This window comes from Endozoicomonas ascidiicola (assembly GCF_001646945.1).
Taxonomy (GTDB): Bacteria; Pseudomonadota; Gammaproteobacteria; order Pseudomonadales; family Endozoicomonadaceae; genus Endozoicomonas; species Endozoicomonas ascidiicola.
On sequence record NZ_LUTV01000003.1, the window covers coordinates 210,233 to 235,255 of the forward strand.

Below are 25,023 nucleotides of genomic sequence, written 5' to 3' on the forward strand. Positions count from 1 at the left end.
TACTGACCGCCGACGGCATTGAGGTCAATGAGAAGAATAACGATGGCTGGACGCCCCTGAACAGCGCTGCCAGAGAAGGCCACGCAGAGTGCGTCCGTGAGTTGCTTCAAGCACAAAACATCAAGGTAAATAAAAGGAGCCCTTATGGGCTGAAGACACCATTGATGCTAGCCATAAAATATGAGCATGAGGAATGTGCAAAACTTTTGATTCAGCATATGCGTACAGATATCAATAAAGTCGGTCTGTCTCTGGATACTGCTTTAACAAAAGCCAGGAAAAAAGAATTAACCGAAATTATCAACCTTCTGGAGAATGATTCGCGGCTAAACCCCCACCTTCATCGAATAATGACAGCGCTAAGGTTTGATCGATGAGGTGCAAAGGAATCACAAGTTCAAAATTTCCAAATTATTTCAGGACAATTCCTAAGGCGCTGAAGCTGTGAAAAGAAGTAGCATTTCAAGCCGACGAAAGACGAAATATGGATTACAAACCATCCCGTTCAAGTATTTCTGTCAGCTTTATCATATCCACACCATAATTTATCGGTTTAACAGGCAGGCCATCCTTGCTGTTATCTGACTGATGAGTATCATCGACCCACGAAATAGACGTCGATCTGCTAAATGACATAATCTTCCTGCGTTTGAACTTAGGTTTCTTTTGCTCCAGTTTGTATATGCCTTCAGAAAAAAGGATCTTGGCTCTCAACGCTTCGAATGAGTACCCACGACCAAGGCGGTTTGTAACCCTGATCAGGTTGTTAAGCGATTCTGTATAGGCATTAGTAATCTTATGGTCAAAATAATTGCAGATGTAAGACTCCCAGTTGTTCCAGGCCTTAACCAAGTCGGCATAGGCATCTGTAATCTCAGGAGTAAGGTTGCGTTGCCACTCTACAAAGAGTGCGGCAGCCTCCTCTTTCGTCTGAGCTTCATAAATTTGAAAGAAAGCTTCTTTCTGCTGATAGGCAAGCCCAAGTTCAGGATAATTTTTACACCAACCATCTAATAAGAAAGCTTGCTCATCATTAAGTTCATGATTTCTCTTGAGCAATACAAACCGGTCATGCATTAACCTGTAGTGATTTGGGGTGAATGATAAGTGAGCTATTGATAGGAGGGTGGAAGTGGTCTTCGTGTTCCGTCATTAATTCCAGGCAAAGGTGGCGAAGCTCATTCCAGAAGAGTGCAGATTCGAGCGATAGGAGATGGGATAAGTCATGATTGTCCAGCTGACTGTGCAACACAAACCGGAGCTTCCAGTTTTTGTTTTTTGCCAGTATTACAGGGACGACCATGGTTGCTCGAACACCATGATGGTAATAAAAATCCTGACTGCCTTCAGGTGCAAGATCAAAGTCGTATAAAAAGCTGCTCTGGCTGGCAAGAGAGTGGATGAAGTTCTGGTCGATGGGAGTAAAATGTTTGCGGTATCCATTACTGAAGTCGGTTATCAGTGATCGATAATCGGGTTTGACGTAAGCCATTGAACGACCATTCCCTAATGACTCACCCAAAACTTCAGGCAATAGCTGGTGTGGTCCAACATCGTTTGGAATACCCCGGACAGACACGGCAATCAGCCCAGCCTTATCTAACTGAGATAGAAAGTAATCAAACAGTGATTCAGGATTACACCCTCTCGTTAAATGAAGTGCCGTGTTTGGAAGGTCAATAGAAGCCAAGTCCGGTATTCCGAAGTAAAGGTGGGTTGGATTATAGGTGGTCGCTGGTAGGGCTATTTTGATCTGTGTCAGATGTAAATGAGCTGCAGTGTGATGGGCGGAAAATAAAAAAACCACGGTGACGTGCCGTGGTTTTTTGGAAAATCAGGTGATGTTACTCACAACGATTCATATGTTCCATGAATCCTGCAACACGCATCTTTTCAACGACTTCAGCCTTTTGTTCTGCCGTTAAAGCACGAATTGGCTGTCGAGGGTCTCCCACCTCAATACCATGCAATTCCATAGCGGCTTTGCCCGCTGCTACACCGCCGTATTGAACCAGTACGCGAATCAGGGCGATGACTTTATCCATCAGCTTGCTGACAGTGACCTGATCACCACGTTTAGCGGCATCAATAATGTCGAGGTAGAGTGGCGCTGCATAGTTGTAAGTGCTGCCTACCCCGCCAATGGCACCCACTGCTAAACCGGCTGGCAGCATTTCATCAACACCAAAAGGAATATCAAACTTGCCATCGCAGACACGAATGCAGCGTTGATATTCATAAAGATCGATATGGTTAAACTTGATGCCTGCCAGATTTGGAATGGCTTTGTCGCCTTTTTCCAGAAACTGTTCCATATCAAACATCACGCCGGACATGCCGGAGTGGTAGTAGTAAAAGGCTTTGCTGGGAGCGGCGGCGGCAACCGTTGCGCAATAGGCCACCAGATCATCGACAGAGCCAGGTTTGAAAAAGCAGGGCGCGATGACGGATGTGGCAAAAATATCCAGTGTTTCTGCATGGCGGGTTAAGTCTATAGTATCCGCAATTGACAAAGCGCCGGTATGTACAGTGATGCTTAGTCGACCATTTGCGGCTTTTACCCAGCGTTCAGCAATGGCTTTGCGTTCTGCAACGGAGCAGTTAACGCCTTCGCCGGTGGTGCCGCAAACATAGACACCTTTGACACCTTGTTTAATCAGTAGTTCTGCAATCTGATCAATCACTGGCAGGTTAACATCACCATTCTTATCAAAGGGGGTGTGGGGGGCAGCAATCAGGCCTTCGAGCTTATTCATTGTTAGGTCCGTTATCTTTATCAAATGAATTACGCCGCTAGATGCTGGGCAACTTTAGCGACAATTTTCTTAACAGGTACGTTTTTGTTTGCGGTGTGTAGTCCTACCAGATGTGGCTCACCGGGCATAAACACAACAAACCAACCGGCTTTTAAAACAAACTGCGTTTGAATATTGCCTTTGTATAGAGAGACATCGTCGTCCTGAATGTACGGTTTGCTTTCTCTCAGGCTGCTCATATCGTTGTGAGCAATGATTTCTTCACCTTCGATCATAAAGTGGACGTCAATGTAATCTTTATGCGTTTCAAAGAAGCATTCTGATTCAGGCTTGCTGGTATAGGCATTGCAATTCAGGAACAGTGTCTGCTCATCAATCACTATCTGACCGGGAATGAAACTCTCAGCGTTGGTTGGCTGCATGGCTTCAAGAGCACCGTAAAGCCAGGGCAGGTTACGGTATTTTTCTATATTACTGATGTGATCGAAGATCATATTTAATTCTCAAACTGATTATTGCGATGCCCAGAGTGCGGCGCCTGTGATGCCTGCATCGTGGCCTAATTGAGCGAGTCTGGTGTCAACCTGAAATAATGCCGGTTGCTGTGTGATGTAGTATTGAACGAGGTCAAGATAACCGTCAGCCAGACCGACGCTGCCACCCAATACGGCAACTTCAATATCCAGCAGTGCTTTTAGGTTGCTGATCAGCTGCGCGATGGCACTGGCTGAACGATGGATAATGAATCGAGCATCCTGCTCGCCCTGATGAAAACGTTCAAAGACTGCTTTGGCATCCATGGAAATGCCATAGCGCTCACTGGCTAGTGTGCCGATGGCTGTGCCTGAGGCAATGGCTTCTACACAGCCTGTACGACCGCAGCCGCATACTGGCCCTTGGATATCAATCGTCGTATGTCCGGCATGACCGGCTAAACCAGAGCTTCCGGTCTGAAGAGAGCTGTTGATCACCAGCCCAGCGCCAACTCCGGTGGAGACGGTAATAAAAGCCATATTCTGGCAAGTAGACTCTAACTGGTAGAACTCTCCCCATGCAGCTGCCTGGGCATCATTGAGAAGTTTGACGGGTAATCCGGAAATACCTTCAATCACAGATTGGAGTGGAAAATCATTGAGGCCACCAAGATTGTCTGGGTTGACGGCGGTGAGTCGACCCTGATTAATAATGCCGGTTGAAGCTACAACAACTTGTTTACCCTGTCGTAGAAAAGGCGTTATTAATTGCTCAAGAGCATGAGATAGATCACCGGAAGCGCCACTTTTTGGCGTGCTTATGCGTCGACTTTCCAGTATCTGCTGGTTGTGAACCAGAGAGGCTGCGAGTTTTGTGCCGCCAATATCAACTGCAATGATCATAGATGTCTATTCACTTACGGGCATGGCTAATGGAATCATTGAACCACTGACAAATATGTTCAATCCGGGTAATGGCCGAACCCACTGTCACGCAATAAGCGCCAGCACTGATGGCTTCACCCGCCAGTTCAGGCTGATTAAACCGGCCTTCTGCCACTACTTTGTAACCACGGCTGGCAAGATCATGAATCAGCTGGAAATCGGGTTCTTTTGGAATGGGGCCACCGGTATAGCCAGATAGCGTGGTACCGATTAATTCAACGCCCATTTCAGCGGCAAGAATGCCATCCTCCAATGTCGCGCAATCTGCCATGGCGATGCAGCCGGAGGCATGAATGGCCGCAACCAGTTCAGTGGTGGCAACCGGGCGGGGGCGTTGTGTTGCATCGTAGGCAATGATTTGTGCGCCTGCTTCAGCAAGGGCATAAACATCTTCTACAAAAGGGGTGATACGGACATCACTGTCAGACAGGTCACGTTTAACAATGCCGGTGATGGGGATGTCCAAAACGCGGGCTGTTTCGGCAACATTTTCCACGCCCTCAATCCTGACGGCGGCAGCTCCACCATCCCGGCAGGCCATTGCCATGCGGGCAATAATATCTGGCGCATCCATTGAACTGTCATCAACAGGTTGGCAGGAGGCGATCAGTTTTTGTTCCAGCAGTTTTAGGATGCGTTCTTGTTCCATTGTCTATCCAGCGTACTGACTCAGTAAATTTCAAATACCGAAATGGGTATCTACAGTCTGAAGGAATATTTCTTATAAATTTATATCATGAAGTGTTACTACAGCAAGTGGTTTTATGAGAAGATGTTTTCGAAGGGGATTTATGCATCAGATCCTCTGCAGATCAGGCATAGATCAATAAGAGGGATGATTTTATGTGATAATGCCTCACTGTCTTCAGATAAAAACATACGGTATATTTCTGAAATATTTTTTCACGACTTATCACACGACTTATCACACGACTTATCACACGACTTATCACACGACTTATCACATAGCGGGGCCAGAGCGAGCCCAGAGAGAATTACAATGACCTCAGTTGTTTCCCCTATCGCCAGTGATGAGCATGTTCTTGCTCGGCTGCGTGGTCGAAAAATGCACTTGTCGCCCGCCTTAATGAAGGTGGCGGAGTATGTGATTCACGAACCTCAAAAAGTCATTCATCAGACGTTGGTGGATGTTGCAGAAGGCTCCGGTGCCAGTGAGGCCAGTGTTGTGCGTTTTTGCAGGGACGCGGGATACAGCAGTTTTTCAGCGTTTAAAATTGATTTGTCCATCAGCTTGCTGAAAGAAGCGCCTCAGGAAAAGGGCAGTGATGATGACAGTATCAGAAGTAGTTTGCTGAAAACCGTCAGCTCTCTCAATGACACCGCAACGTTGCTGGATAGAGCTTTACTGGATAGAACAGTAGAGCTTCTGGCCAAAGCGGACACCATCTACCTGTTTGGTGTAGGGGCTTCCGCCACCATAGCGACTTACGGTGAGTATCGAATGACACGCCTTGGTATGAAGACCCGAGCGCTGAATGATATGCACAGTGCATTGATGACGGTGTCGTGTATGAGTCACAAAGACGTCATTGTCCTTATTTCCGGCAGTGGAAAAACCCAGGATATCTTACACACGGCTGCCAAAGCCCGAGATCAGGGGTGTGACATTGTTGCCATCACTGGTAATACCCAGAGTGAGCTGGCCAATACCGCAACGGTGGCACTGCAAACAGCAGTGTCGGAATCGGTGTTCAGTGCGGGTGCCTTTTATTCTAAGGCTGCGCAGATGTTTATGATTGACCTGATAGCCAATGGGATTCTGGGCAAGTACCCGAGACTGAAAGAGTCTGTTTCAAAAACGGCAGAATCGGTTGCTTTCATTCAGTAACTGTCGCTTTTCCTTTCTTCATAAGTTTTTTCTTATTCATGTTCTGGCACCCACAAGCATTCATCAAAAGCTTGTGAGTGCTTGTGTCTGTTGGTCTGAACCGTTACAGTTTTTCTTGTGTTGAATAAAACTTCATAAAAACAAAATAGTTGAAATATTTCTTCATATTGATCAGGATCAAATAATAAAAAGCGGTTCTTACTGATAATAATTCACAGAAGATACCAAAAACGAAAAGCAATACTGATGACTTGCAGGGGAAAAAACATGAAAAATCGCCTTCTCACTTTTGGCCTTGCCGCCGCAGTCAGCATGGGTGCCAGCATCGGCCAGGCTGCTGAATCTGTCACCTTGAAGTTTGGTTTACAGCAGCCGGTTGGCTCTCTGGAATACACCGCTGTTACTAAAATGTCAGAAGCGCTGAAAACGCTGTCTGGCGGCACCATGAATATGGAAGTTTTCCCCGGTGGTCAGCTGGGTGATGACCGCGCCATGCTTTCTCAGGTTTCTTTTTCTGAACTGGATATGACTTATGCACAGTTCGAGCGTTTCGGTCTTTGGGAGCCTCAGGCTCAAGTGGTCAGCCTGCCTTATGCGATCACTGACTATGATCACCTGTTGCGTGTAATCAATAGTGAGTGGGGTCAGAGTGTTCAGGCTTCTCTGAAAGATAACCACAACTGGCGCATTGTTGATACCTGGTATCTTGGTACACGACAAACCACAACTAACCGTCCTATCGAATCCATTGAAGACTTTAAAGGTCGCAAGATTCGTGTGCCAAACGCCAAGTCTAACCTTGATTTCGTGAAATACTCCGGCGGTTCTCCAGTCCCGATGGCGTTCTCTGAAGTGTATCTTGCGCTGCAGACCAACTCTGTTGACGGTCAGGAAAACCCACTGCCAATCATTAACCAGAATAAGTTCTACGAAGTGCAGAACTATCTTGCTCTAACTAATCACATCCTCAACGATCACTCTGTGGTGATGAGCAACGATCGTTGGAATGGTCTAAATGAAGAACAAAAAGGCTGGTTGGATGCCGCGCTGAAAGAAGGCGGAAAATACCACACTGGTCAGGCAATTGCGGCTGAAACTGAAATGCTGGAATTCTTCGAAAGCCAAGGTATGAAAATTACCAAGCCAGACATCACGCCATTCCGTACTGCCATGGTGGAAATGTACAGTGAGTTTGAAGACAAAGTGAAAAAGCCAGGCCTGGTGAAAGAATTGCAGGCTCTGTAATACGCACTTCACCTGAAACACCGTCACTCCGTCTTCATTACCAGTGAAAGGGAGTGACACCAGAAAACCTCCCTCTTCTATTTTTTTGTCGTTCTTTTCTATTTGAATGACTGGTTCCAGGGAATCAGGAAGAACCAACTATGAAAAAGCTGTTAGAGAATTTTGAAGAAGTTATCAGTGCCGGTTTGCTGATGCTTCTGTTTGTTACCCTCATCTGGCAGATTGTTTCACGGCAGATTCTGAATGATCCTGCGATCTGGACAGAAGAACTTGCCCGTCTGATTTTTATTTACATGTCCATGTTCGCCTGTGCTACGGCGGTGAAGCATCGTCATCACGTCAGTATTGCTTTCTTTGTTGAAAAGCTGCCGGAAAGAATGATGCTGGCCACGCTGATCATTATGGATGTATTGGTCTGCTTTTTACTGTGTTATCTGATTTACCTTGGTTGGAAAGTGGCCATGCGTAACCAGTTTCTTGAATTGATTACTCTGGGTATCTCCAATGCCTGGTTATACGGCGCGCTGTGTCTGGGCGCTGGCTTGATGTTATTCCGACTGGTTGAGCGAATTGTCGGTGATCTGCGCACCGGTTCTATTCCGACCCAAACCAAAATCATGAGCTGAGGATTCAAGGATGTTTGCTACATTTTTCAGTTGGTTTGCACTGATGATCACCGGGATGCCAGTGGGCTTTGCCATGATCATTGTTGCTGTCGTTTATCTGCTGATGCAGGGCGGCATGGGTATCATGTTTGGTGGGCAGATGATGATGGAAGGCTTGAACAGCTTTCCTCTGCTTGCCGTACCTTTCTTTGTTATGACCGGTCATCTGATGAACAGTGCCGGTGTTACCGAGCGGATTTTTGCATTCGCCAAAACCATGTGTGGACACATCACCGGCAGCCTTGGTCATGTGAATATCATGGCCAGTTTATTGTTCTCTGGAATGTCCGGTTCAGCACTGGCGGATGCCGGTGGCCTTGGGCAGCTGGAAATTAAATCCATGCGCGATGCCAAGTTTGACGATGATGTCTGTGGTGGTTTAACAGCGGCATCCTGCATTATTGGTCCACTGGTTCCGCCGTCTATTCCTCTGGTTATTTACGGTGTTGTTTCCAATACCTCCATTGGTAAGCTGTTTCTTGCCGGTGCCATCCCAGGCTTGCTGATGTGTGCCAGTTTGATGGCCATGATGTGGTACATTGCTCGTAAACGTGGTTATCCAACGCTGCCAAAGGCACCTGCGAAAGAGCGTTTTATTTCTTTCAAACGTGCGTTTCTATCTCTGATGACGCCGGTCATTATTATTGGCGGTATTTTCAGCGGTATGTTCACGCCAACAGAAGCGGCAGTTATTGCGGCTTCCTATGCACTGTTTCTGGGCGCTGTCGTTTATCGTTCGCTCACCATTGAATCTTTCTACAATGTACTGAAGGAAACCGCCAGCACAACAGCCGTAGTTGCCCTGATGACCATGGGTGTGACGATTATTGGTTGGATTGTTGCGCGCGCTCAGTTGCCGGTGGCCATTGCTGAAACCTTTATTGCATTGTCTGATAACCCGTTGGTGGTTCTATTCATCATTAACCTGGTGTTGCTGTTCCTGGGAACCTTTATTGAATCTCTGGCGCTGAACATGCTGGTGGTGCCTATTCTGGTACCGGTTGTCGTACAGTTAGGTGTGGATCCTGTGCACTTTGGTGTGATGGTTATTTTGAACCTGATGATTGGTATTCTGACGCCGCCAATGGGTATGGCGCTGTTTGTGGTATCACGGGTGGGTAATATTCCATTCCATGTGCTGACCAAAGGGGTTATTCCTTTCCTGATTCCGTTGTTCTTTGTACTGATTCTGGTGACTATCTTCCCTCAAATCAGTTTGTTCCTGCCTAATTTGTTGATGGGGTAAAATGCTCCACCCCACGAAAAGTGGGTTATCACAAGAACCCTGGTTCCCATGCTGTGCGTGGGAACCCATACTTCTAACCCTTTGAAAATTCGAGGGTATGCATTCCCACGCAAAGCATGGGAACGAGATGTTTGGGGTTTTGCGACAGCCTCAAAGCATGGGGACGAGATTTCTGGAGTTTTGCGACACTCTCAAAGCATGGGAATGAGGCGTGTCCTTCTCTCTTCTTCAGTCTCATACTCCTGCCTTCCGATGATTTTATAAACAGCGCTTACATGACCTGAATCAATCATCTGCCCTAAGGGCATTTTTCTACCTTTTTTAGCCTATTTATAACCTTTTTCAGGGATAGAACGACACCTATCATCGGCACAATTTTATCATTCCGGTAACCATTGGAGTTGAATGTGTCGAACATTGAGCACGACGAAGAGAGCGTAATTGCCTCGCGTCGTAATTTTCTGAAGCTGGGTGGCCTTGCGGCTGCCGGCACAACCATCGGTGCTGCCGCTGGTGCGGGTTTTGTTCTGGGCCGTGATCCCGATGCCAATGTGGGCTGGGGGCGGACTGAGGCCGGTGCTGATCAGTTCTTTAACCGTAAGCCTTTTGAGGTAGACACGCCTCCAACGCTGAAGGTGGTGGGTAAGGTTGAGCGCCCGGAGTATGAAGATTATTTATTCTCCCGCCGTCGTTTGATTCAGAAAGCGATTAAAGATGGTTGGGATGTGGATTCTGGCTACGAGAATTTCCCGGACGAACGAATCCGGAAATACTACCGTCGTTACCCTGATCGCTGGCCAGAAATGCTTCAGGCGTTTGTGGAAATGGGGCGTCGAAAGGAAAACATCGATTCCGTTGCTGAGCGCTATTCTCTGGCCTGGGCCTATGGTCGTTCTTACCTGAAAGGTATGTACGTTGCTAACTTCCCACCAGTGCCAGTTGAACATCCGGATATTGCTGATTTTGCCTGGGTTAAGGGTAAACCGGCAGAATTTAAAACCCCACAGCATGCTTCTGATCTGGTGAAGAAGATGGCTCATAAGTTTGGTGCCAGTATTGTGGGCGTAACCAAGCTGGATCCTGCTTTTGTTTTCAAAAACCGGATGCGTATGGGTGGCACCGATGATAATTGGGATGACAGCATTCCCAAGCATTGGAAGAACATCATTGTCTTCGGTGTCCCTATGAATTGGGACCCGATGTATGCCGCAGCTGGCTATTCAACCTCTTACGATGGATATTTCCGTGCCAAGACCATTTCCGGTCTGCTGGCGGCATGGCTGGGTGAGATGGGTTACGCTGCACGCCCACAGTTTCCAGGCGGTGACTATGAAACAGTACTGCCACCTATCGCTATTCAGGCTGGTATGGGCGAGTCTGCCCGTAACGGTATTCTGGTAACACCGGAAGTTGGACCAAACATACGACTGGCTGCTGTTATTACCAATCTTGATATTGAGCCGGATAAACCTGTTAACCTACACATCCGGGCTTTCTGTGAAGATTGTAAGATTTGTGCAGATACCTGCCCAAGTGGATCAATATCCAAGGCGGATAAGCCTGACGCAGTCATCCGTGGTTTTGAGCGTTTCGACTTCAACCAAGATAGCTGTTACCGGTTCTGGTGCACCGCACCAACGGACAGTGGCATGGGTTGTCGGGTCTGTATAGCTGTATGTCCATACACTCGTAAGAACAATTGGATTCACACTGTCGTAAAAGAAATGGATCCGCGGGACCCAACGGGCATTACCCGTAAAGCCCTGTTGGCCATGCAGCATAACTTCTTCTATTACCCGACAGCAGAAGCCTTCCATCCAGAATGGACTGGCGGTAATAACGCCGGTTATCACGAGCCACCGGAGTGGATGCGTCCTGAGAATTACCTGAAAGTGAATAAGACCTGGGAATACGACGGTAACTGGGAGGGTTTCTAATATGTTTCCACAATCAACCATGCTGGACCCATTGTTCTGGATGTTGCTGGGTGCACTTCAGGTATTGGTATTTATGGGTGCCAATGAATGGGCAAAACTGTATCAGTTAGGAATGAATTGGTGGAAATGGGCACTGGCCGGTGGCTGGTGGTTCACACTGACTCTGACTGTTGCCGGAGCCTTTACCCTGCTGGGTGAAAACGAAGGTAATGCCGGTTGGTACTTCCTTGGCTTCGTCGGGGCGTTTGTGATTGTTGCCGGTGCTGTTCTGATGAAAGTGCTGCTGATGACTCGGCCTGCAGCAAAACACGGCTAATATTTATCCACAGTTATCTATAAAGGGGGCAGTTCTGCCCCTTTCTTAACCAACGACTTCTGACCTATATCAACAAACCATTTTTAGGTTTTCTTTTTACCATTTTTCGGCACATTCCTACCTTTTCCCTCACAACTGTACCCATAGATACTGACCTTGTCTTTACACACATTGCTTACAGCAGCAGGCGCTACCGTGGTTGTGATGCCTGTACGGCGACACCTGAATTCTATTTCTTCCAAGAACCATAATTGCACACAGTATTTAGTGGATAACAATAGGAGCTTAATGTGACGAACCAAGTTATCGATGAAGAAGCAGCGGTTGCTTCCCGTCGAAATTTTCTCAAAATGGGAGGTCTGGCTGCGGCTGGTACGACACTTGTCGCTGGAGCAGGCGCAGGTTTTGTTCTGGGTCGTGATCCGGATGCCAACGTTGGTTGGGGGCGCACTGAGGCAGGTGCTGACCAGTTTTTCAATCGCAAACCTTTTGAGGTGGATAAAGCGCCAACGCTGATTGAAGTTGCTCCTATTGAGCGCCCGGAATGGAGCGATTTTTTGTTTAATCGCCTGCCGGTGCTGTCAAATGCCATTGCTGGTGGTTGGAACCCTGAGAGCGGTTGGGAAGCCATTGAAGATGATCGTGTACGAGATTATTACTCGCGCTATCCAGAGCGTTGGCCGGAAATGGCTCAGGCCTTTCGGGAAATGGACACCCGTCGTGAACACCGTGAGAAGTATCGTGATCGTTTTGCCCTTGCCTGGGCTCATGGTAATGCATGGGAGACTGGTAGAACCCTCTCGAACTTCCCGCCCAATCCAAAAGAAGGGCCAGAGGTTGATGACTTTAAATTTATAAAGGTTGCACCGACCAAGTTTAAATCTGCGGCTCACGCATCCAAGCTTGTGAAGAAAATGGCGTACACCTTTGGTGCCAGTATTGTGGGCATCACCAAACTCGACCATAGCTTTGTGTTTAAAAACATGATGCGTAAAGAAGGGGGAAATCGGGATTGGGGTGAAGAGGTGCCTAAACACTGGAAGAACATCATTGTTTTTGGTGTGCCCATGAATTGGGATCCAATGTACGCTGCGGCGGGCTATTCCACTTCTTATGATGGTTACTTCCGCTGCAAAAACATCTCCGGTTTGCTGTCTGTATGGTTAGGTGAATTAGGTTATGCAGCACGGCCGCAGTGGCCTGGTGGTGACTATGAGGTGATTCTACCGCCAATAGCTGTACAGGCAGGTATGGGCGAATCTTCTCGTAATGGATGCCTGGTGACACCTGAAGTGGGTCTTAATATACGTCTTGCGGCAGTTATTACCGATCTGGATCTTGAGGCAGACAAGCCAATCAATACCCACGTTCGTGAATTCTGTAACGAGTGCAAAATCTGCGCAGATACTTGCCCAAGTGGCTCGATTTCCAAATCCGATGAGCCGGATGCTGTCGTCAGGGGCTGGAGTGTTTTCGACTTTAATCAGGACAGCTGCTTCCGGTTCTGGTCAACAGTGCCCACGGATAATGGCAAAGGCTGTCGAATCTGTGTTGCCGTTTGTCCATACACCCGTAAGAACAACTGGATACACACTGTCGTTAAAGAGCTGGATCCACGAGACCCAACGGGCATTACCCGTAAAACTCTGTTGGCCATGCAGCACAACTTCTTCTATTACCCCGATGCTGAAGCATTCCATCCGGAGTGGACCGGCGGTAACTTTGCCGGCTATCACGAGCCTCCGGAATGGTTACGCACCGAAAACTATCTGGACGTAGAGAAAACCTGGGAATACGACGGCAACTGGGAGGGCTTCTGAAATGTTTCCACAATCAACGATGTTAGACCCACTGTTCTGGATGCTATTGGGCGCCGTGCAGGTACTCGTTTTTATGGGTGCTAATGAATGGGCAAAACTGTATCAGTTAGGAATGAACTGGTGGAAGTGGCTTGTCGTCGGTGGCTGGTGGTACACACTGGCACTGACCGTTGCCGGTGCGTTTACCTTGTTGGGTGAAAACGAAGGGAATGCTGGTTGGTATTTTCTTGGCTTCGTCGGGGCGTTTGTGATTGTTGCCGGTGCAATAATTTTGAAAGTGCTGTTGATGACTAAGCCTGTAAACCAGAGCGTCTGATCTTTTTAATATGTCACTTGTTCCCATATCTTGAGGGTGTCGCGAACCCTTCCAACTCTGGCTCCCATGCTTTTATGCCCTTTGGGTATTGCGTGGGAGCCGGAAATCCTGATATTTGGGGTATGCATTCCCACGCTGGAGCATGGGAACGAGTTGGTTGAGAGTTTCGCGACAGTCTCATCTTCTTATGGGAACCGTTCTCTCTCAAAATCCGCTGATTAAACGCCGGCTGACCTGTATCAATAAAACTTCCTAAGGGCATGTTTTTACCCTTTTCTGGAGGTTTCTTACCTTTTCCGTTTCGGCGCTTCCCCTAAGATAGTGCTCAATATTTTCACTGCTTATAGCGTAACCATTAATTCCATGATTGAGCAAAAATGGATGGATTTTTTCCATCACCTACAGGACAAAGCCCATTCTTTTATTGACGATGAGCAGTTGACGGAGCGTTTGACCGCCCGTTACCACTTTCTGTTCAGTCAGTTCAGTGATGATACGAAAAAGGATGACCCTCATCAGAAGGGCTGGCTGGAACACGAAGCCGTTACCTTTGTACTGGGTGATCTGCTGAGTTCAGAAACGTTCACTGCCGATGAGTATCGCGCATTGTTTCTGGCTCTGATGCAGGCGCGGTTGAGCCAGGTGGCACTGACGGCATTGAATAAAGCGCAATCCGTAATGCCGGCGGATGAGGTGGCGCTGAAACAGGGTCTGGTGTTTCAGAGCATGGGAGACCATGAACACTCAAAAGAGAGTATTGAAAAAGCCTGCCAGTTGAACCCTGAAAACCATTTGGCTTTTTTCCATTACGGCTTCCTGTTGTTATTGACCGGTGGTGTTGAGCAAGCGACGGCTGCCTTTAAGACCTGCACAGAATTGGCTCCGGATTTTGTTGGCGGGTTCCAGAATCTGGCCGGTTGTTACTATCAGCAAAGTGAGTTTCAGCTGGCAGTGGAAAACTGTGAAAAGGCGTATCAGATTCAAGCGGATATCCCTTCCTCTTACATTACGGCATTGAGCTGTAATTTAGCCATGGGTGATTTAGACAACGCAGCTATCTGGCTGGAGCGTGCCCGTGAGCAGGGTATCGATGATCTGGAAATTGATCGTCTGCATGCATTATACGCCGCTGGTCGTGAAGATCATGAAACGGCAGTAGAGCTGTTTTCCAAATATCTCGATAACACCGAACCCAGCCTGGATATCCTTCATTTTCGCGGTCGTTCTTTAGCAGCTCTCGGTCGATGGGAAGCATTATTAGAAACGCTTCCTGCGCTGTTGGGTGTGGATCCATCCGATGCATGGTGTCTTGAAAACCTGTTTCTGGCGCATTTCCATCTGCAACAGTGGACTGAAGCGGATCAGGTAATGAATTCTTTACTTCAAATGTCGGAACACTATGCCCATCGGTTCCGTGATGAGCTGCAGGAACTGAATAGAAATTTCGCAAAACCGCTCTCGTTGGTTGACTCAGAAACCTGTTAAAGACCAGAACGTCTATCGACTCTTGATGAAGGAAGAGGCAGTAATGCCTCTTTAATGCAAACCTGATGAAAGCAAACGCACGTAAGAAAATCCGTCAGCTTCCGGAGAAGCTGGCCACGATAGCCACGGTTGTGGTGCTGATAGGCGCCTGGGCACTGGGCGGTATGCGCCTGTCGGATCAGGAAATTGAACAGCTCGGTTATCTGGTGCCTGAAGGTGCCCAAGTGGAACAGGTCAGCTCTGGCTTCCACAAAATATTGACCGAAGAGGGCGATAATTATTTTCTAAGTCGGGGTACTGGCATCGGTTATGGTGGCGCGATGGAGGTTTCCGTCACCATAGACGACGAAAATCGTGTCCATCAATTGGCTATTCTGAGCTCCCGCGAAACCTCGTCTTATCTGAAGAAAGTGACAGCTGCCAAGTTGCCGCAAGCATTGGTGGGTCAATCCATCGACACCGTTCTTGAAGTGGATGCCATCAGTGGCGCCACCCTAACCTCTAACGCTATTGCACTGGGAGCAAATAAAGCGGCAGAAGCTGTCCGTCAACAGACGCTTGGGAAAACGCTGTTGGAAAGTACCAGCCCACTGTCTTACTTTGGCTGGATGGACCTTATGGCTGTGCTGGTGTTTGGCACCGCCTACTGGTTGAGTAAAACCCGTCATCCAAAACGAAAGGCTTTGCAGTGGGGTTTGATGCTGACCAGTATGGTGCTGTTCGGATTCTACACGTCGGCATTGTTCTCATCATCAAGCATGGGGATTTTGATCTCTGGAGTCTGGGTATCCGGCCTTGGCAATTACACGTCACTGATTCTTCTGGTATTGACCATTGCCGGGATTTTAGTGGCCAACAAGAATTTTTATTGCGATACCCTCTGTCCATTTGGTACGGCTCAGCAGTGTCTTGGTAAGATTACCAATCCACCCACCGTCACGCTTAAACATCAATTCTTCAACTGGTTTCCACGCTTTTTGCTGCTGGCCGTTCTTGCCCTTGGGCTTTATTACCGTAATCCAGCGGCCATTGCTTATGAGCCTTTTGGCATTATGTTCGGTATGACCGGTGCCATGCAGCTGTTTGCTCTGACCTTCCTTATTGTATTGACGTCGATGGCTATCTATCGCCCATGGTGTAAATCTCTCTGCCCGGTAAGCGCCATGAGTGACTGCCTGAAATTTGCCAAGAGTTGGGGTAAGCAAATGAGTAAAGATCGCCAGCGTGCCAGCTCTAAAAGTAATGCAAAAAGTAACGCAAAAAGTAACGCAAAAAGCACACCAAAAGCCGACACCATTCCAGCGCGGAGCATCAACTCATGAGAAAGGGTATCGCGATCTTCTTTTTCGTCGTGGCCTCGGGTCTGGTGATGGCCAATATCAGTAATCAGGTTCAGGCTGTTCACAATGCTTCCGGCAGTGCCGAACCTGTGTTTATGACCGAGATTAAAGGACAGAAACGATGACGGGTTCAGTAAATCCTCGGCTGATCACCATCGATGCCAATGAAGCAGTAGCCTCTGTCGCTTATCGTTGCAACGATGTGATTGGTATCTACCCGATTACCCCATCTTCACCGATGTCTGAAGCCTGTGAAATCTGGGAAAGTCAGGATAAAGCCAACTGCTGGGGTGTCGTGCCCCGCATTATGGAAATGCAGTCTGAAGGCGGTGCGGCGGGTGTGGTTCACGGAGCCTTGATGGCCGGAGCCATGGCAACGTCGTTTACTTCGTCCCAGGGATTACTGCTGAAAATCCCTAATATGTACAAAATTGCCGGCGAGCTGACACCGTTTGTTATGCACGTCGCTGCTCGTACATTAGCCACCCATGCGCTGTCGATTTTCTGTGATCATTCCGATGTGATGGCTGCAAGGCAGACTGGCTTTGCCATGCTTTGTTCCAGTTCTGTGCAACAGGCTCATGACTTTGCCTTGATCAGTCAGGCGGCGACGCTGGAATCCCGAATTCCCTTTATGCACTTTTTTGATGGTTTTCGAACCTCCCATGAAGTGAATAAGATTGCCTGGTTGGAAGACGATGATATCCGGTCAATGGTGGATCAGAAAGCCATTGATGCGTTTAAAAGTCGGGCACTGTCGCCGGATAATCCAACCATCCGAGGCACAGCGCAAAACCCCGATGTGTTCTTTCAGGCAAGAGAAGCCATTAACCCATTTTATATGGCCTGCCCGGATACGGTGGCGGCGAAAATGGCGCAGTTTGAAGTACTGACCGGACGAAAGTATCGCCTGTTCGATTACTACGGCCACCCAGAAGCCGACAATGTTGTTGTAATTATGGGGTCTGCGGCACACACCGTGCATCAAGCGGTTGATGAGTTGTTGCAGTTGAACAGCAAAGTCGGTGTTCTGGTGATTCATCTGTATCGCCCTTTCTCTCTGAAGCATTTTTTGGAGGTGCTTCCTGAGTCAGTGAAAAACATTGCGGTAATGGATAGAACCAAAGAACCGGGCGCGTTGGGCGAGCCGCTTTATCTGGATGTTGTCACTGCGGTGGCACAAGCTGGCCTCAAGTCTGTACCTGTTATTGCTGGTGGGCGTTACGGGCTGTCTTCCAAAGAGTTTACGCCGGAACATGCCAAGGCGGTGTTTGCTGCGATGCAAATGGGCACGCTGAAGCATAACTTCACCGTGGGCATTACCGATGATGTGACGGGGCTGTCACTGCCCGTCGCGAGTTTCTGCCACGAACCTGAAAGACAGCTGTCTGCCATTTTTTACGGCCTCGGTTCTGATGGCACCGTCGGTGCTAATAAAAACACCCTGAAGATTATCGGTGAACAAACACCGCTGAACGTGCAGGGCTATTTTGTTTACGATTCGAAAAAGTCTGGCAGTGTCACTGTTTCACACCTTCGGGTTGATCAACTCCCCATTGAAGCGCCTTACCTGATTCAGGAAGCCGGTTTTATTGCCTGCCATCAGTTTGACTTCATCTTCCGATTGGAAATGTTTGAGCAGGCTGTTCATGGGGCAACACTGCTGTTGAATTCGCCCTATTCTGCCGATGCTGTATGGCGTCAGCTGCCCCGTGAAGTTCAGACCGTCATTGTTGAACGACAGTTAAAGCTTTATGTCATTGACGCTGCTGCTATCGCCCAAAAACTGGGGTTGGGTAAACATCAGAACATTATTCTGCAAACCGCATTCTTTGCGATTAGCCAGATTCTACCGATGGATGAGGCCCGGGATCTGCTTAAAACCAGTATTGCCAAAAGCTATGCCAAAGCAGGGCCGGCCAAAGTACTGGCAAATCAGCAGGCGGTGGATGAATCCGAACAACATTTACAGCAGGTAGAGATTCCTGCTCTGGCTGACAGTACCTTGTTCCGCACCCCGGTGATCAGCGAGCACAGCCCTGAGTTTGTGGAAAAAGTGACTGCACTGATTCTTGCCAATAAAGGGGATACTCTGCCGGTCAGTGCTTTCCCAATAGACGGCAGCTGGCCAACAGCTACCAGCCAGTGGGAACGGAGAAGTATCACTGCCGAGATTCCCCAGTGGAATCCTGATCATTGTAATCAATGCGCCCAGTGCAGCCTGATGTGTCCGCACGGTGCGATTCGAAGCAAGCTGATCAGCCATGAGCAACTTGAAGGTGCGCCTGAGTCTTTTGCCACCGCGCCTTATCAGTATCGCGATTTCTCCGACAAGTTATTCACACTGCAAGTGTCGCCAGATCATTGTACCGGTTGTGGTGTTTGTACCCGCTTATGCACAGGCAATAGCAAAGGCGATACGCTGACCCTGAAGCCTAAAGCGCCCATCGTGGAAAAACAGCGTGAGCACTATGACTTTATTGTGAATTTACCAGACCTTGATCGCATAGAGTTGAAGCGCATTGATGGTCGCAACAGTCAGCTGTTAAGGCCGCTGTTTGAATACTCTGGCGCTTGCAGTGGTTGTGGTGAAACACCGTACATTAAACTGCTGACTCAGTTATTCGGCGATCGTTTAATGATTGCCAATGCCACCGGTTGTTCCTCAATCTATGGTGGTAACTTGCCAACTACACCTTATGCACAGAACGACAAAGGGCAGGGACCAGCCTGGGCGAACTCATTATTTGAAGACAATGCTGAGTTTGGTCTGGGCTTGCGTCTTGCCAGCAGCAGTCGTCGTGACTATGCCCTGCAGCAACTGAAGTCTGTTTCCGGTCTTTCCGAGGAACAAAAACAGCAGGTGATGCAGGATGCTTTTGATGGCAGCGATGCTGCGGTATCAAGGCAACGAAACGTTATCCAGCAGCTGCTGGAAAGTGACAATACGCTGCAGGGATTAAATGGTCTGGTAGAGAAGTCTCACTGGATTGTGGGTGGCGATGGCTGGGCATACGACATTGGCTTTGGTGGTCTCGATCATGTGCTGGCCAGTGGTGAAAACGTCAACGTACTGGTAATGGATAATCAGGTTTACGCCAACACCGGAGGCCAGCAATCCAAAGCAACACCGACTGGCGCCGTCGCTCGATTTGCCACTCGCGGAAAATCTGCCAAAGGCAAAGACCTTGCCATGAGTGTGATGCTCCAGGGTGGCGTGTATGTTGCCCGGGTAGCCATGGGTGCCAACATCAACCAGACATTGAAAGCACTGCAGGAAGCCGCTGCTTATCCAGGCCCCTCATTGGTCATCGCTTATGCCGCCTGTATTACTCACGGTATCGATATGAGTTGCGGTATTGAGCACCAACAGCAGATGGTCGATACCGGCATGTGGCCTCTGTATCGATTCGATCCAAAACGGTTTGATGCAGGCAAAGCAGCATTGCAAATGGACTCAAGAGCACCGAAAAAAGGGGTTCAGGAGTTACTGGCGTCCGAAGCCCGCTTTAATCAGATTCAGCGTAAAAATCCTGAACAGTTTGAACATTATGTCAACGCCCTGCAGCAGCAGGTTCAACATCAGCACCACCTGCTGAGCAAATTACAGGAATGGAAGTAACGTTTATGGCTAGCATTGCAGTTGTTTATGGAAGTGATACCGGCAATACACGACGCATCGCAGAAAATATGGCAGAGCTGTTAAAAGCAGATTGCATCGATGTAGCGGATTGTGCTGCAGACAGCCTCTCAGATTATGAGCTGCTGATCATGGGTGCACCGACCGTTAATCAGGGTGAAGTGCAGGGCGACTGGGATTACTTTCTGCCCGATCTGGAAGACGCTGAATTAAACGGCGTTAAAGTGGCTCTTTTTGGCCTTGGTGACCAGAAAGAGTACGGCGATACGTTCGCTGATGCATTGGATAATCTGGCAGAAGCCGTTGAAAATGCTGGTGCAGAGCTGGTGGGTGAATGGCCGCTGGACGGTTATCATTTTACCGAGTCCAGAGCACAGCGTGGTAACCACTTTGTTGGCCTGGTGTTGGATGAAGATAATCAGGCGGATCTTACAGAAAGTCGTGTTAATGAATGGCTTAAAACTATTGCGCTATAAGTAGTTCATCAGGGACGAGAGCTTTTCGTCACGTCCCTGTATTTTCTGAGTAAGTAGTTGGTCTACTCGATCAGAAAATATGAATTCATGCGGCTAACTTCTGACTAACATTATCTAATTTGTACGATTGTTAGTCGTAGATGTTCAGCCGTTTTCGCCTTGGGGCGCTACTTATGAGATTGGTTTAGAATTTAATAGAGCCACCCAGTACAAAAGCACTGGTTTCACCATCTTTCTGATCACGGTATTCAATGTAAGGCTGAAAGCCTTTTCTGGACCAGGCAACTTGGAACTCATGATCCGTTGATTTAACTTCCCACAGCTTTGCATGATTGTACTGAAGCTTTACAGGAAGGCTCGACAGTTTGTAGATTAAGAATGTATTTGTATAAACGTCGTCGTCTTTAGTGCCAGTTTTATCAATATGAAAACGTGTACGATGTTTGATTTCAAATTGATCGTTAAAGAAATAGCCTGCTTTGATCAGTGGTCTGGCAGAAATCAGATCACCATCCTGCATAGTGTGGTGATAACCGGCTGCTACCCAGAACTGATCGGTCAGGTAATATTCCTGTTCAACTCCCACAGTGACAACAGGGTTACTACTTTTGGTGCCCTCAGTCTGTTCACCCACTTTAATGCCATCAAAGCGGCCGAATAGTCTCATACGTCCACGATCGATGTTGTTCACCAGAAAGTGGTTGAACTCAAGCATCATGCTTGCATCGTTATTGCCACTCATTGCAGGGTCATCATGGAACTGAATATTACCGCTGATCAGGCTGAAATCAGCCAGAGATAAAGTGGATGCAGAGGCCAGTGTTGCCGCCAGAAGGATACGCTTCATTTACTTCTCCTTTTTAATTTATTGACGTTCAACACATTATTTGGGGAGAGTATTATTATTGAAATTGGAGGTTCTTCTTATGAATATGCCATAAACCGGTGGAGGTCTGATTTTTTTTATCCATTTGTTTGTTAAATAGACAAGTTGTTGAAAGAGTTGCTGCGTTGTGTGTAAAACGTACAAGACGAAAGATTTGTATTGTACTCTGTACACGGATGCCTTTAAGAAAATTATATTTAATGAATAATTATTAACCTTCGTCATAATATCAGGCTAAGTTTCCTGGCAGAATATGCCAATCTGAAATTTGTACCGTCTAATATGCAAAGTAGCAATATCGAGTCAGTCCGTCTGGCACCGTCTTCGGAAGGCAATGTTTTGTACTTGTCTTCTATGGATAAGTTTTACCAGCAAAGGCTTTCGCAGGCGATCAAGCCTCATCGGATCTATTTTAATGCGATCATCTATATTTCAGCCGGATCAGGTGAGCATTACATTGATTATAAAAAGTACAAGCTAAAACCGGGGACTGTATTTTTCCTGTCCAGATACCAGGTTCATCAGTTTTGTTATAACCCTTCAATTACTGGTTTTGTTTTATCGTTTGATGATGACTCTTTGTTCTTAAGTAACGATGACTCTCTAAAGGAACTGGTTATTGGCTCGCTATCCGCTATCAATGCGCTTCAGGATGAAGATTTATCACTGTTGGGCTTATTTCAAGTGATACAGAGTGAGTTTGTCAATATTGGTCGATTGTTCAGTCATGAAATTGTGAGAACGTTATTGCGTGCGATCATACTGAAGACAGTTGTCAGACAACACTATTCACTGCAGGAGAGTATTACAGAACAGGTCTTGGAAAATGATTACTATCGACTGAAAATACTAATTGAATCCAATTATAATATTTCCAGAAATGTTAATGAATACGCTTCTTCACTCGGCAAAAGTGTGAAGCACCTTAACACGATTGCGAAGGAAAATACGGGTCATACCGTAAAAGAGCTTTTGGATAACCGACTTCTTGTGGAGTTGAAACGACAGTTGGCATTCAGTCATGACTCCATTGCGGACATCTCTCAGAAATCAGGGTTTGATGAAGCTACTAATATGGCCAAGTTTTTTCGGCGGCATACCCAGTTGACACCAAGGCAGTTCCGGATGGTATGTCGTATGAGTGAGGTGAAAATATAACGTCAAATTATTTGCATTATATGACTAAATATTAACCTCTGTCAGTATCGTGTGATGAAAATACAGGCAGAATTCGAGTCTCAGGATTTTGTGTCTGTAAATTCACCTATGCACGCCAGCGACATTGATAGCATCAGTTTGGAACGGTTTCGGGAAGATGTCAGTCTTAACCTGTTTTCCATAGAACAATTTTATCAGCGACAAATGGAGAGGGCAGTCAAGCCTCACCGTCTGCAATTTAATGCCATCATTTATATCGCTTCTGGTAAAGGTGAGCATTATATTGACTATAAAAAGTACAAGTTAAAGCCCGGCACACTTCTGTTTCTTTCGCGCTATCAGGTTCATCAGTTTTGTTATAACCCTGACATTACTGGCTATGTTCTGTCGTTTGATGATGAGCCTCTATTCTTTGGCCATGATGATACCTTGAAAGATCTTATTTCTACGGCTCTATCTGAAGTCAATACCCTGCAGGATGCGGACTTGTCATTGCTTAGCATGTTTCAGGCACTCCAGGATGAGTTTGTCAGCCATGGTCAGCTATTCAGTGGCGAGATTTCCAGAACGATACTGCGTACCATCATTCTGAAGACGGTGGTCAGGGAATATCAGTCCATGAAGGACAAACGCACCTGCTCGGCAAGAGCCAATACTTACTATCAACTGAAGTCGTTGATCGAATCGAATTTTCATATTTCACGCAATGTGAATGACTATGCCGCGTCATTACGGAAGAGCTGCAAACAGATCAATAAGGTGGCAAAGGAAAATACTGGTCACACGGTCAAAGAATTACTGGATAATCGACTACTGGTCGAACTTAAGCGGCTACTGGCGTTTAGCCACTACACAATCACGGATATTTCCGTAAAGATGGGATTTAATGAAGCCACTAATATGACCAAGTTTTTCCGTCGTCATACGCAACTCTCGCCAAAGGCGTTTCGAGCAGTCTGTCGGCAGAATGAAATTAATACGTAAAGCAGGGGGCACAGTGTCTGAAAAAGCAAAAGTGACGGTGATTGACTTACTTCGCCATGGCGAGCCATTGAACGATGGCAGTCTGAATGGTCGGTATGATGTCGAACTGAGCCGTACCGGATGGCAGCAACTGCAGTCTGCTGTGGCTAACGCTTTTGATTATCAGGCCGTCATCAGCTCGCCACTGAAACGCTGTCGTTTGTTTGCTGAATACTACACAAATCAGCACGCACAGCCTTTGCAGGTAGTTGAAGGCTGGCAGGAAATGAACTTTGGTCTTTGGGATGGCAAGCCCTATACATGGATTCATCAGCACTATCCTGAAACGCTATCCGCCTTCTGGAAGGACCCATGGAAGCACGCCGCCGAAGGTGGTGAAAGTCTACCGGATTTTCATCAGCGAATTAATGATGCCTGGCAAACACTGTTGAGTGAACATGAAGGTGATAAGATACTGCTCGTCACCCATTCCGGCGTTATTCGACAGTTACTGTCTATTATTCTTGGCATGGATCCCAGTCAGAATCTGGCAATGTCCAGATTGCATATTCCCTACGGCAGTATTTCCCGTATCGAAGTTTATCACGATGAGCAGGGCGGTCAGTGGCCCCGCCTTATGTTTCTTAATGGTCAGTGTTCACAATGAATATGGATAAAAACAACCAGAAAACGGCGGGTGTCTGGTTATCCCATGGTAAGGCGATTGCGTTGGCTATGGGATTTTTTACCCGTTTGCCAACTTGGCACCTGAAGGACATTTATGATGAAGATATGGGGCGAGCGCTGCTGTATTTTCCTCTTGTGGGTTTGGCGGTGGGCATAACCTCCGTTTGTTTTGGTCTGATGTTACACGGTGCACTTTTATACTGGCATGGCGCTGTCTCCATGGTTCATCTTGGGCTGATTGGCGCGCTGGTGTTTGCCATGATGACGCTGATCACGGGCGGCCTTCATTTAGATGGTGTCGGTGATTGTGCGGATGCCTGGGTTGGTGGGCTGGGTAGTAAAGAGCGTACTCTGGAAATCATGAAAGACCCCACCTGCGGCCCCATGGCTGTTTTAGTATTGGTGGTTTTGTTGTTATTAAAGATGGCTGCCGTCGTTGGACTGGTTCTGTCGTCTTCCTGGTGGGTTTTGCTGTCGATACCCATACTCAGTCGATGTGCCGGTATGGCATTGTTTATGACAACCGACTATGTAAGGCCTAAAGGTTTGGGTCAGGCTTTCAGTGATTATTCCAAAAAGCCGGAATGCTCGATTTTTCTGTTTACTGGCTTGACTGCAGCGGTACTAATATCCGGTTTCTTTCTCATCTTTCCTGCATTAATAACCGCCGTTGTCTGGTGGTGGCTTCGTCGTCAGAGCATCGAGAGGCTGGGTGGCTTTACCGGTGATGTGGCCGGCGGTGTTATTGAAGTAACGGAAATGGTGCTGTTGGTCACTTCCGCTTTGTTAGTTTAACAATCTGATTGCGTTCTTAGACTTT

Annotated in this window: 25 protein-coding genes; 18 read left to right on the forward strand and 7 right to left on the reverse strand. The window is 47.4% G+C overall.

The features are described 5' to 3' along the window. The coding region (locus tag AKL11_RS08465) for an ankyrin repeat domain-containing protein (RefSeq protein ID WP_172807260.1) at window positions 1–377 on the forward strand (377 nt) is incomplete at its 5' end. 112 nt (window positions 378–489) lie between these two features. On the opposite strand, the gene AKL11_RS08470 is transcribed toward AKL11_RS08465, so the two are convergent. Genes AKL11_RS08470 through AKL11_RS08495 form a run of 6 tightly spaced genes read right to left on the reverse strand, consistent with a single transcriptional unit; the run spans window position 490 to window position 4,823 of the window. Continuing rightward, window positions 490–1,077, reverse strand: a complete 588-nt coding sequence (locus AKL11_RS08470) for a transposase (RefSeq protein ID WP_067516410.1) — start codon at window positions 1,075–1,077, stop codon at window positions 490–492. Then, window positions 1,070–1,807 (reverse strand): hypothetical protein, encoded by a 738-nt coding sequence (locus AKL11_RS08475; RefSeq protein ID WP_067516412.1) that lies wholly within the window; start codon window positions 1,805–1,807, stop codon window positions 1,070–1,072. The genes AKL11_RS08470 and AKL11_RS08475 overlap by 8 nt, the downstream gene beginning before the upstream one ends. Window positions 1,808–1,844: 37 nt before the next feature. After that, window positions 1,845–2,756 carry a dihydrodipicolinate synthase family protein gene (locus tag AKL11_RS08480; protein WP_067516414.1) on the reverse strand — a complete coding sequence of 304 codons (912 nt, stop codon included), beginning with the start codon at window positions 2,754–2,756 and terminating at the stop codon, window positions 1,845–1,847. 29 nt (window positions 2,757–2,785) lie between these two features. Further along, on the reverse strand, window positions 2,786–3,250 hold the full coding sequence (locus AKL11_RS08485) for a NanQ anomerase/TabA/YiaL family protein (RefSeq protein WP_067516416.1): 465 nt from the start codon (window positions 3,248–3,250) through the stop codon (window positions 2,786–2,788). Between the two features lie 18 nt (window positions 3,251–3,268). Beyond that, on the reverse strand, window positions 3,269–4,132 hold the full coding sequence (locus AKL11_RS08490; protein WP_067516418.1) for an N-acetylmannosamine kinase: 864 nt from the start codon (window positions 4,130–4,132) through the stop codon (window positions 3,269–3,271). A gap of 10 nt (window positions 4,133–4,142) precedes the next feature. Beyond that, complete coding sequence (locus AKL11_RS08495; RefSeq protein WP_067516421.1) at window positions 4,143–4,823, reverse strand: N-acetylmannosamine-6-phosphate 2-epimerase; 681 nt, start codon at window positions 4,821–4,823, stop codon at window positions 4,143–4,145. A 351-nt stretch (window positions 4,824–5,174) separates the two neighbouring features. Between AKL11_RS08495 and AKL11_RS08500 the strand changes: the two genes are divergently transcribed. The 13 genes from AKL11_RS08500 (at window position 5,175) to AKL11_RS08555 (ending at window position 20,509) form a co-directional block, all read left to right on the forward strand. Then, complete coding sequence (locus tag AKL11_RS08500) at window positions 5,175–6,023, forward strand: MurR/RpiR family transcriptional regulator (protein WP_067516422.1); 849 nt, start codon at window positions 5,175–5,177, stop codon at window positions 6,021–6,023. A gap of 267 nt (window positions 6,024–6,290) precedes the next feature. After that, a complete protein-coding gene (locus AKL11_RS08505; protein WP_067516423.1) occupies window positions 6,291–7,268 on the forward strand; it encodes a sialic acid TRAP transporter substrate-binding protein SiaP in 978 nt (325 codons plus the stop codon). Between the two features lie 140 nt (window positions 7,269–7,408). Then, a complete protein-coding gene (locus AKL11_RS08510; protein ID WP_067516424.1) occupies window positions 7,409–7,894 on the forward strand; it encodes a TRAP transporter small permease in 486 nt (161 codons plus the stop codon). 10 nt (window positions 7,895–7,904) lie between these two features. After that, window positions 7,905–9,179, forward strand: coding sequence for a TRAP transporter large permease (locus AKL11_RS08515; RefSeq protein ID WP_067516425.1), 1,275 nt, complete (start codon window positions 7,905–7,907; stop codon window positions 9,177–9,179). Window positions 9,180–9,586: 407 nt separating this feature from the next. Further along, entirely contained in the window at window positions 9,587–11,116 is a 1,530-nt protein-coding gene (locus AKL11_RS08520) for a 4Fe-4S dicluster domain-containing protein (RefSeq protein ID WP_245673327.1), read from the forward strand. A 1-nt stretch (window position 11,117) separates the two neighbouring features. Beyond that, window positions 11,118–11,432 (forward strand): VcrB family reductive dehalogenase putative membrane anchor, encoded by a 315-nt coding sequence (locus tag AKL11_RS08525; RefSeq protein ID WP_067516427.1) that lies wholly within the window; start codon window positions 11,118–11,120, stop codon window positions 11,430–11,432. Between the two features lie 290 nt (window positions 11,433–11,722). Further along, the gene (locus tag AKL11_RS08530) at window positions 11,723–13,252 is read left to right on the forward strand and encodes a 4Fe-4S dicluster domain-containing protein (RefSeq protein WP_216636491.1); all 1,530 of its coding nucleotides are present in this window, start codon (window positions 11,723–11,725) and stop codon (window positions 13,250–13,252) included. Window position 13,253: 1 nt separating this feature from the next. Continuing rightward, window positions 13,254–13,568 carry a VcrB family reductive dehalogenase putative membrane anchor gene (locus AKL11_RS08535; RefSeq protein WP_067516429.1) on the forward strand — a complete coding sequence of 105 codons (315 nt, stop codon included), beginning with the start codon at window positions 13,254–13,256 and terminating at the stop codon, window positions 13,566–13,568. 381 nt (window positions 13,569–13,949) lie between these two features. Continuing rightward, window positions 13,950–15,053 carry a tetratricopeptide repeat protein gene (locus tag AKL11_RS08540; protein ID WP_157673474.1) on the forward strand — a complete coding sequence of 368 codons (1,104 nt, stop codon included), beginning with the start codon at window positions 13,950–13,952 and terminating at the stop codon, window positions 15,051–15,053. Window positions 15,054–15,118: 65 nt separating this feature from the next. Continuing rightward, entirely contained in the window at window positions 15,119–16,375 is a 1,257-nt protein-coding gene (locus tag AKL11_RS08545) for an FMN-binding protein (protein ID WP_067516434.1), read from the forward strand. Beyond that, complete coding sequence (locus tag AKL11_RS25085) at window positions 16,372–16,518, forward strand: hypothetical protein (protein ID WP_157673475.1); 147 nt, start codon at window positions 16,372–16,374, stop codon at window positions 16,516–16,518. The genes AKL11_RS08545 and AKL11_RS25085 overlap by 4 nt, the downstream gene beginning before the upstream one ends. Continuing rightward, entirely contained in the window at window positions 16,515–20,015 is a 3,501-nt protein-coding gene (gene nifJ / locus AKL11_RS08550) for a pyruvate:ferredoxin (flavodoxin) oxidoreductase (RefSeq protein WP_095210271.1), read from the forward strand. Before AKL11_RS25085 ends, nifJ begins: the two co-directional genes overlap by 4 nt. A 5-nt stretch (window positions 20,016–20,020) precedes the next feature. Continuing rightward, entirely contained in the window at window positions 20,021–20,509 is a 489-nt protein-coding gene (locus tag AKL11_RS08555) for a flavodoxin (RefSeq protein WP_067516436.1), read from the forward strand. A 184-nt stretch (window positions 20,510–20,693) separates the two neighbouring features. Here the strand turns inward: AKL11_RS08555 and AKL11_RS08560 are convergent, their stop codons facing one another. Continuing rightward, window positions 20,694–21,356, reverse strand: a complete 663-nt coding sequence (locus tag AKL11_RS08560) for a hypothetical protein (RefSeq protein ID WP_067516438.1) — start codon at window positions 21,354–21,356, stop codon at window positions 20,694–20,696. Between the two features lie 321 nt (window positions 21,357–21,677). Between AKL11_RS08560 and AKL11_RS08565 the strand changes: the two genes are divergently transcribed. Genes AKL11_RS08565 through cobS form a run of 4 tightly spaced genes read left to right on the forward strand, consistent with a single transcriptional unit; the run spans window position 21,678 to window position 24,998 of the window. Continuing rightward, a complete protein-coding gene (locus AKL11_RS08565) occupies window positions 21,678–22,553 on the forward strand; it encodes a helix-turn-helix domain-containing protein (RefSeq protein ID WP_067516440.1) in 876 nt (291 codons plus the stop codon). A 54-nt stretch (window positions 22,554–22,607) separates the two neighbouring features. Beyond that, window positions 22,608–23,537, forward strand: a complete 930-nt coding sequence (locus tag AKL11_RS08570; RefSeq protein ID WP_245673325.1) for a helix-turn-helix domain-containing protein — start codon at window positions 22,608–22,610, stop codon at window positions 23,535–23,537. Continuing rightward, a complete protein-coding gene (locus AKL11_RS08575; RefSeq protein ID WP_067516442.1) occupies window positions 23,521–24,183 on the forward strand; it encodes a histidine phosphatase family protein in 663 nt (220 codons plus the stop codon). Before AKL11_RS08570 ends, AKL11_RS08575 begins: the two co-directional genes overlap by 17 nt. After that, window positions 24,180–24,998: an adenosylcobinamide-GDP ribazoletransferase gene (cobS, locus tag AKL11_RS08580; RefSeq protein WP_067516444.1), complete on the forward strand. Its 819-nt coding sequence runs from the start codon at window positions 24,180–24,182 to the stop codon at window positions 24,996–24,998. The genes AKL11_RS08575 and cobS overlap by 4 nt, the downstream gene beginning before the upstream one ends. The last annotated feature ends 25 nt before the right edge of the window (window positions 24,999–25,023 follow it).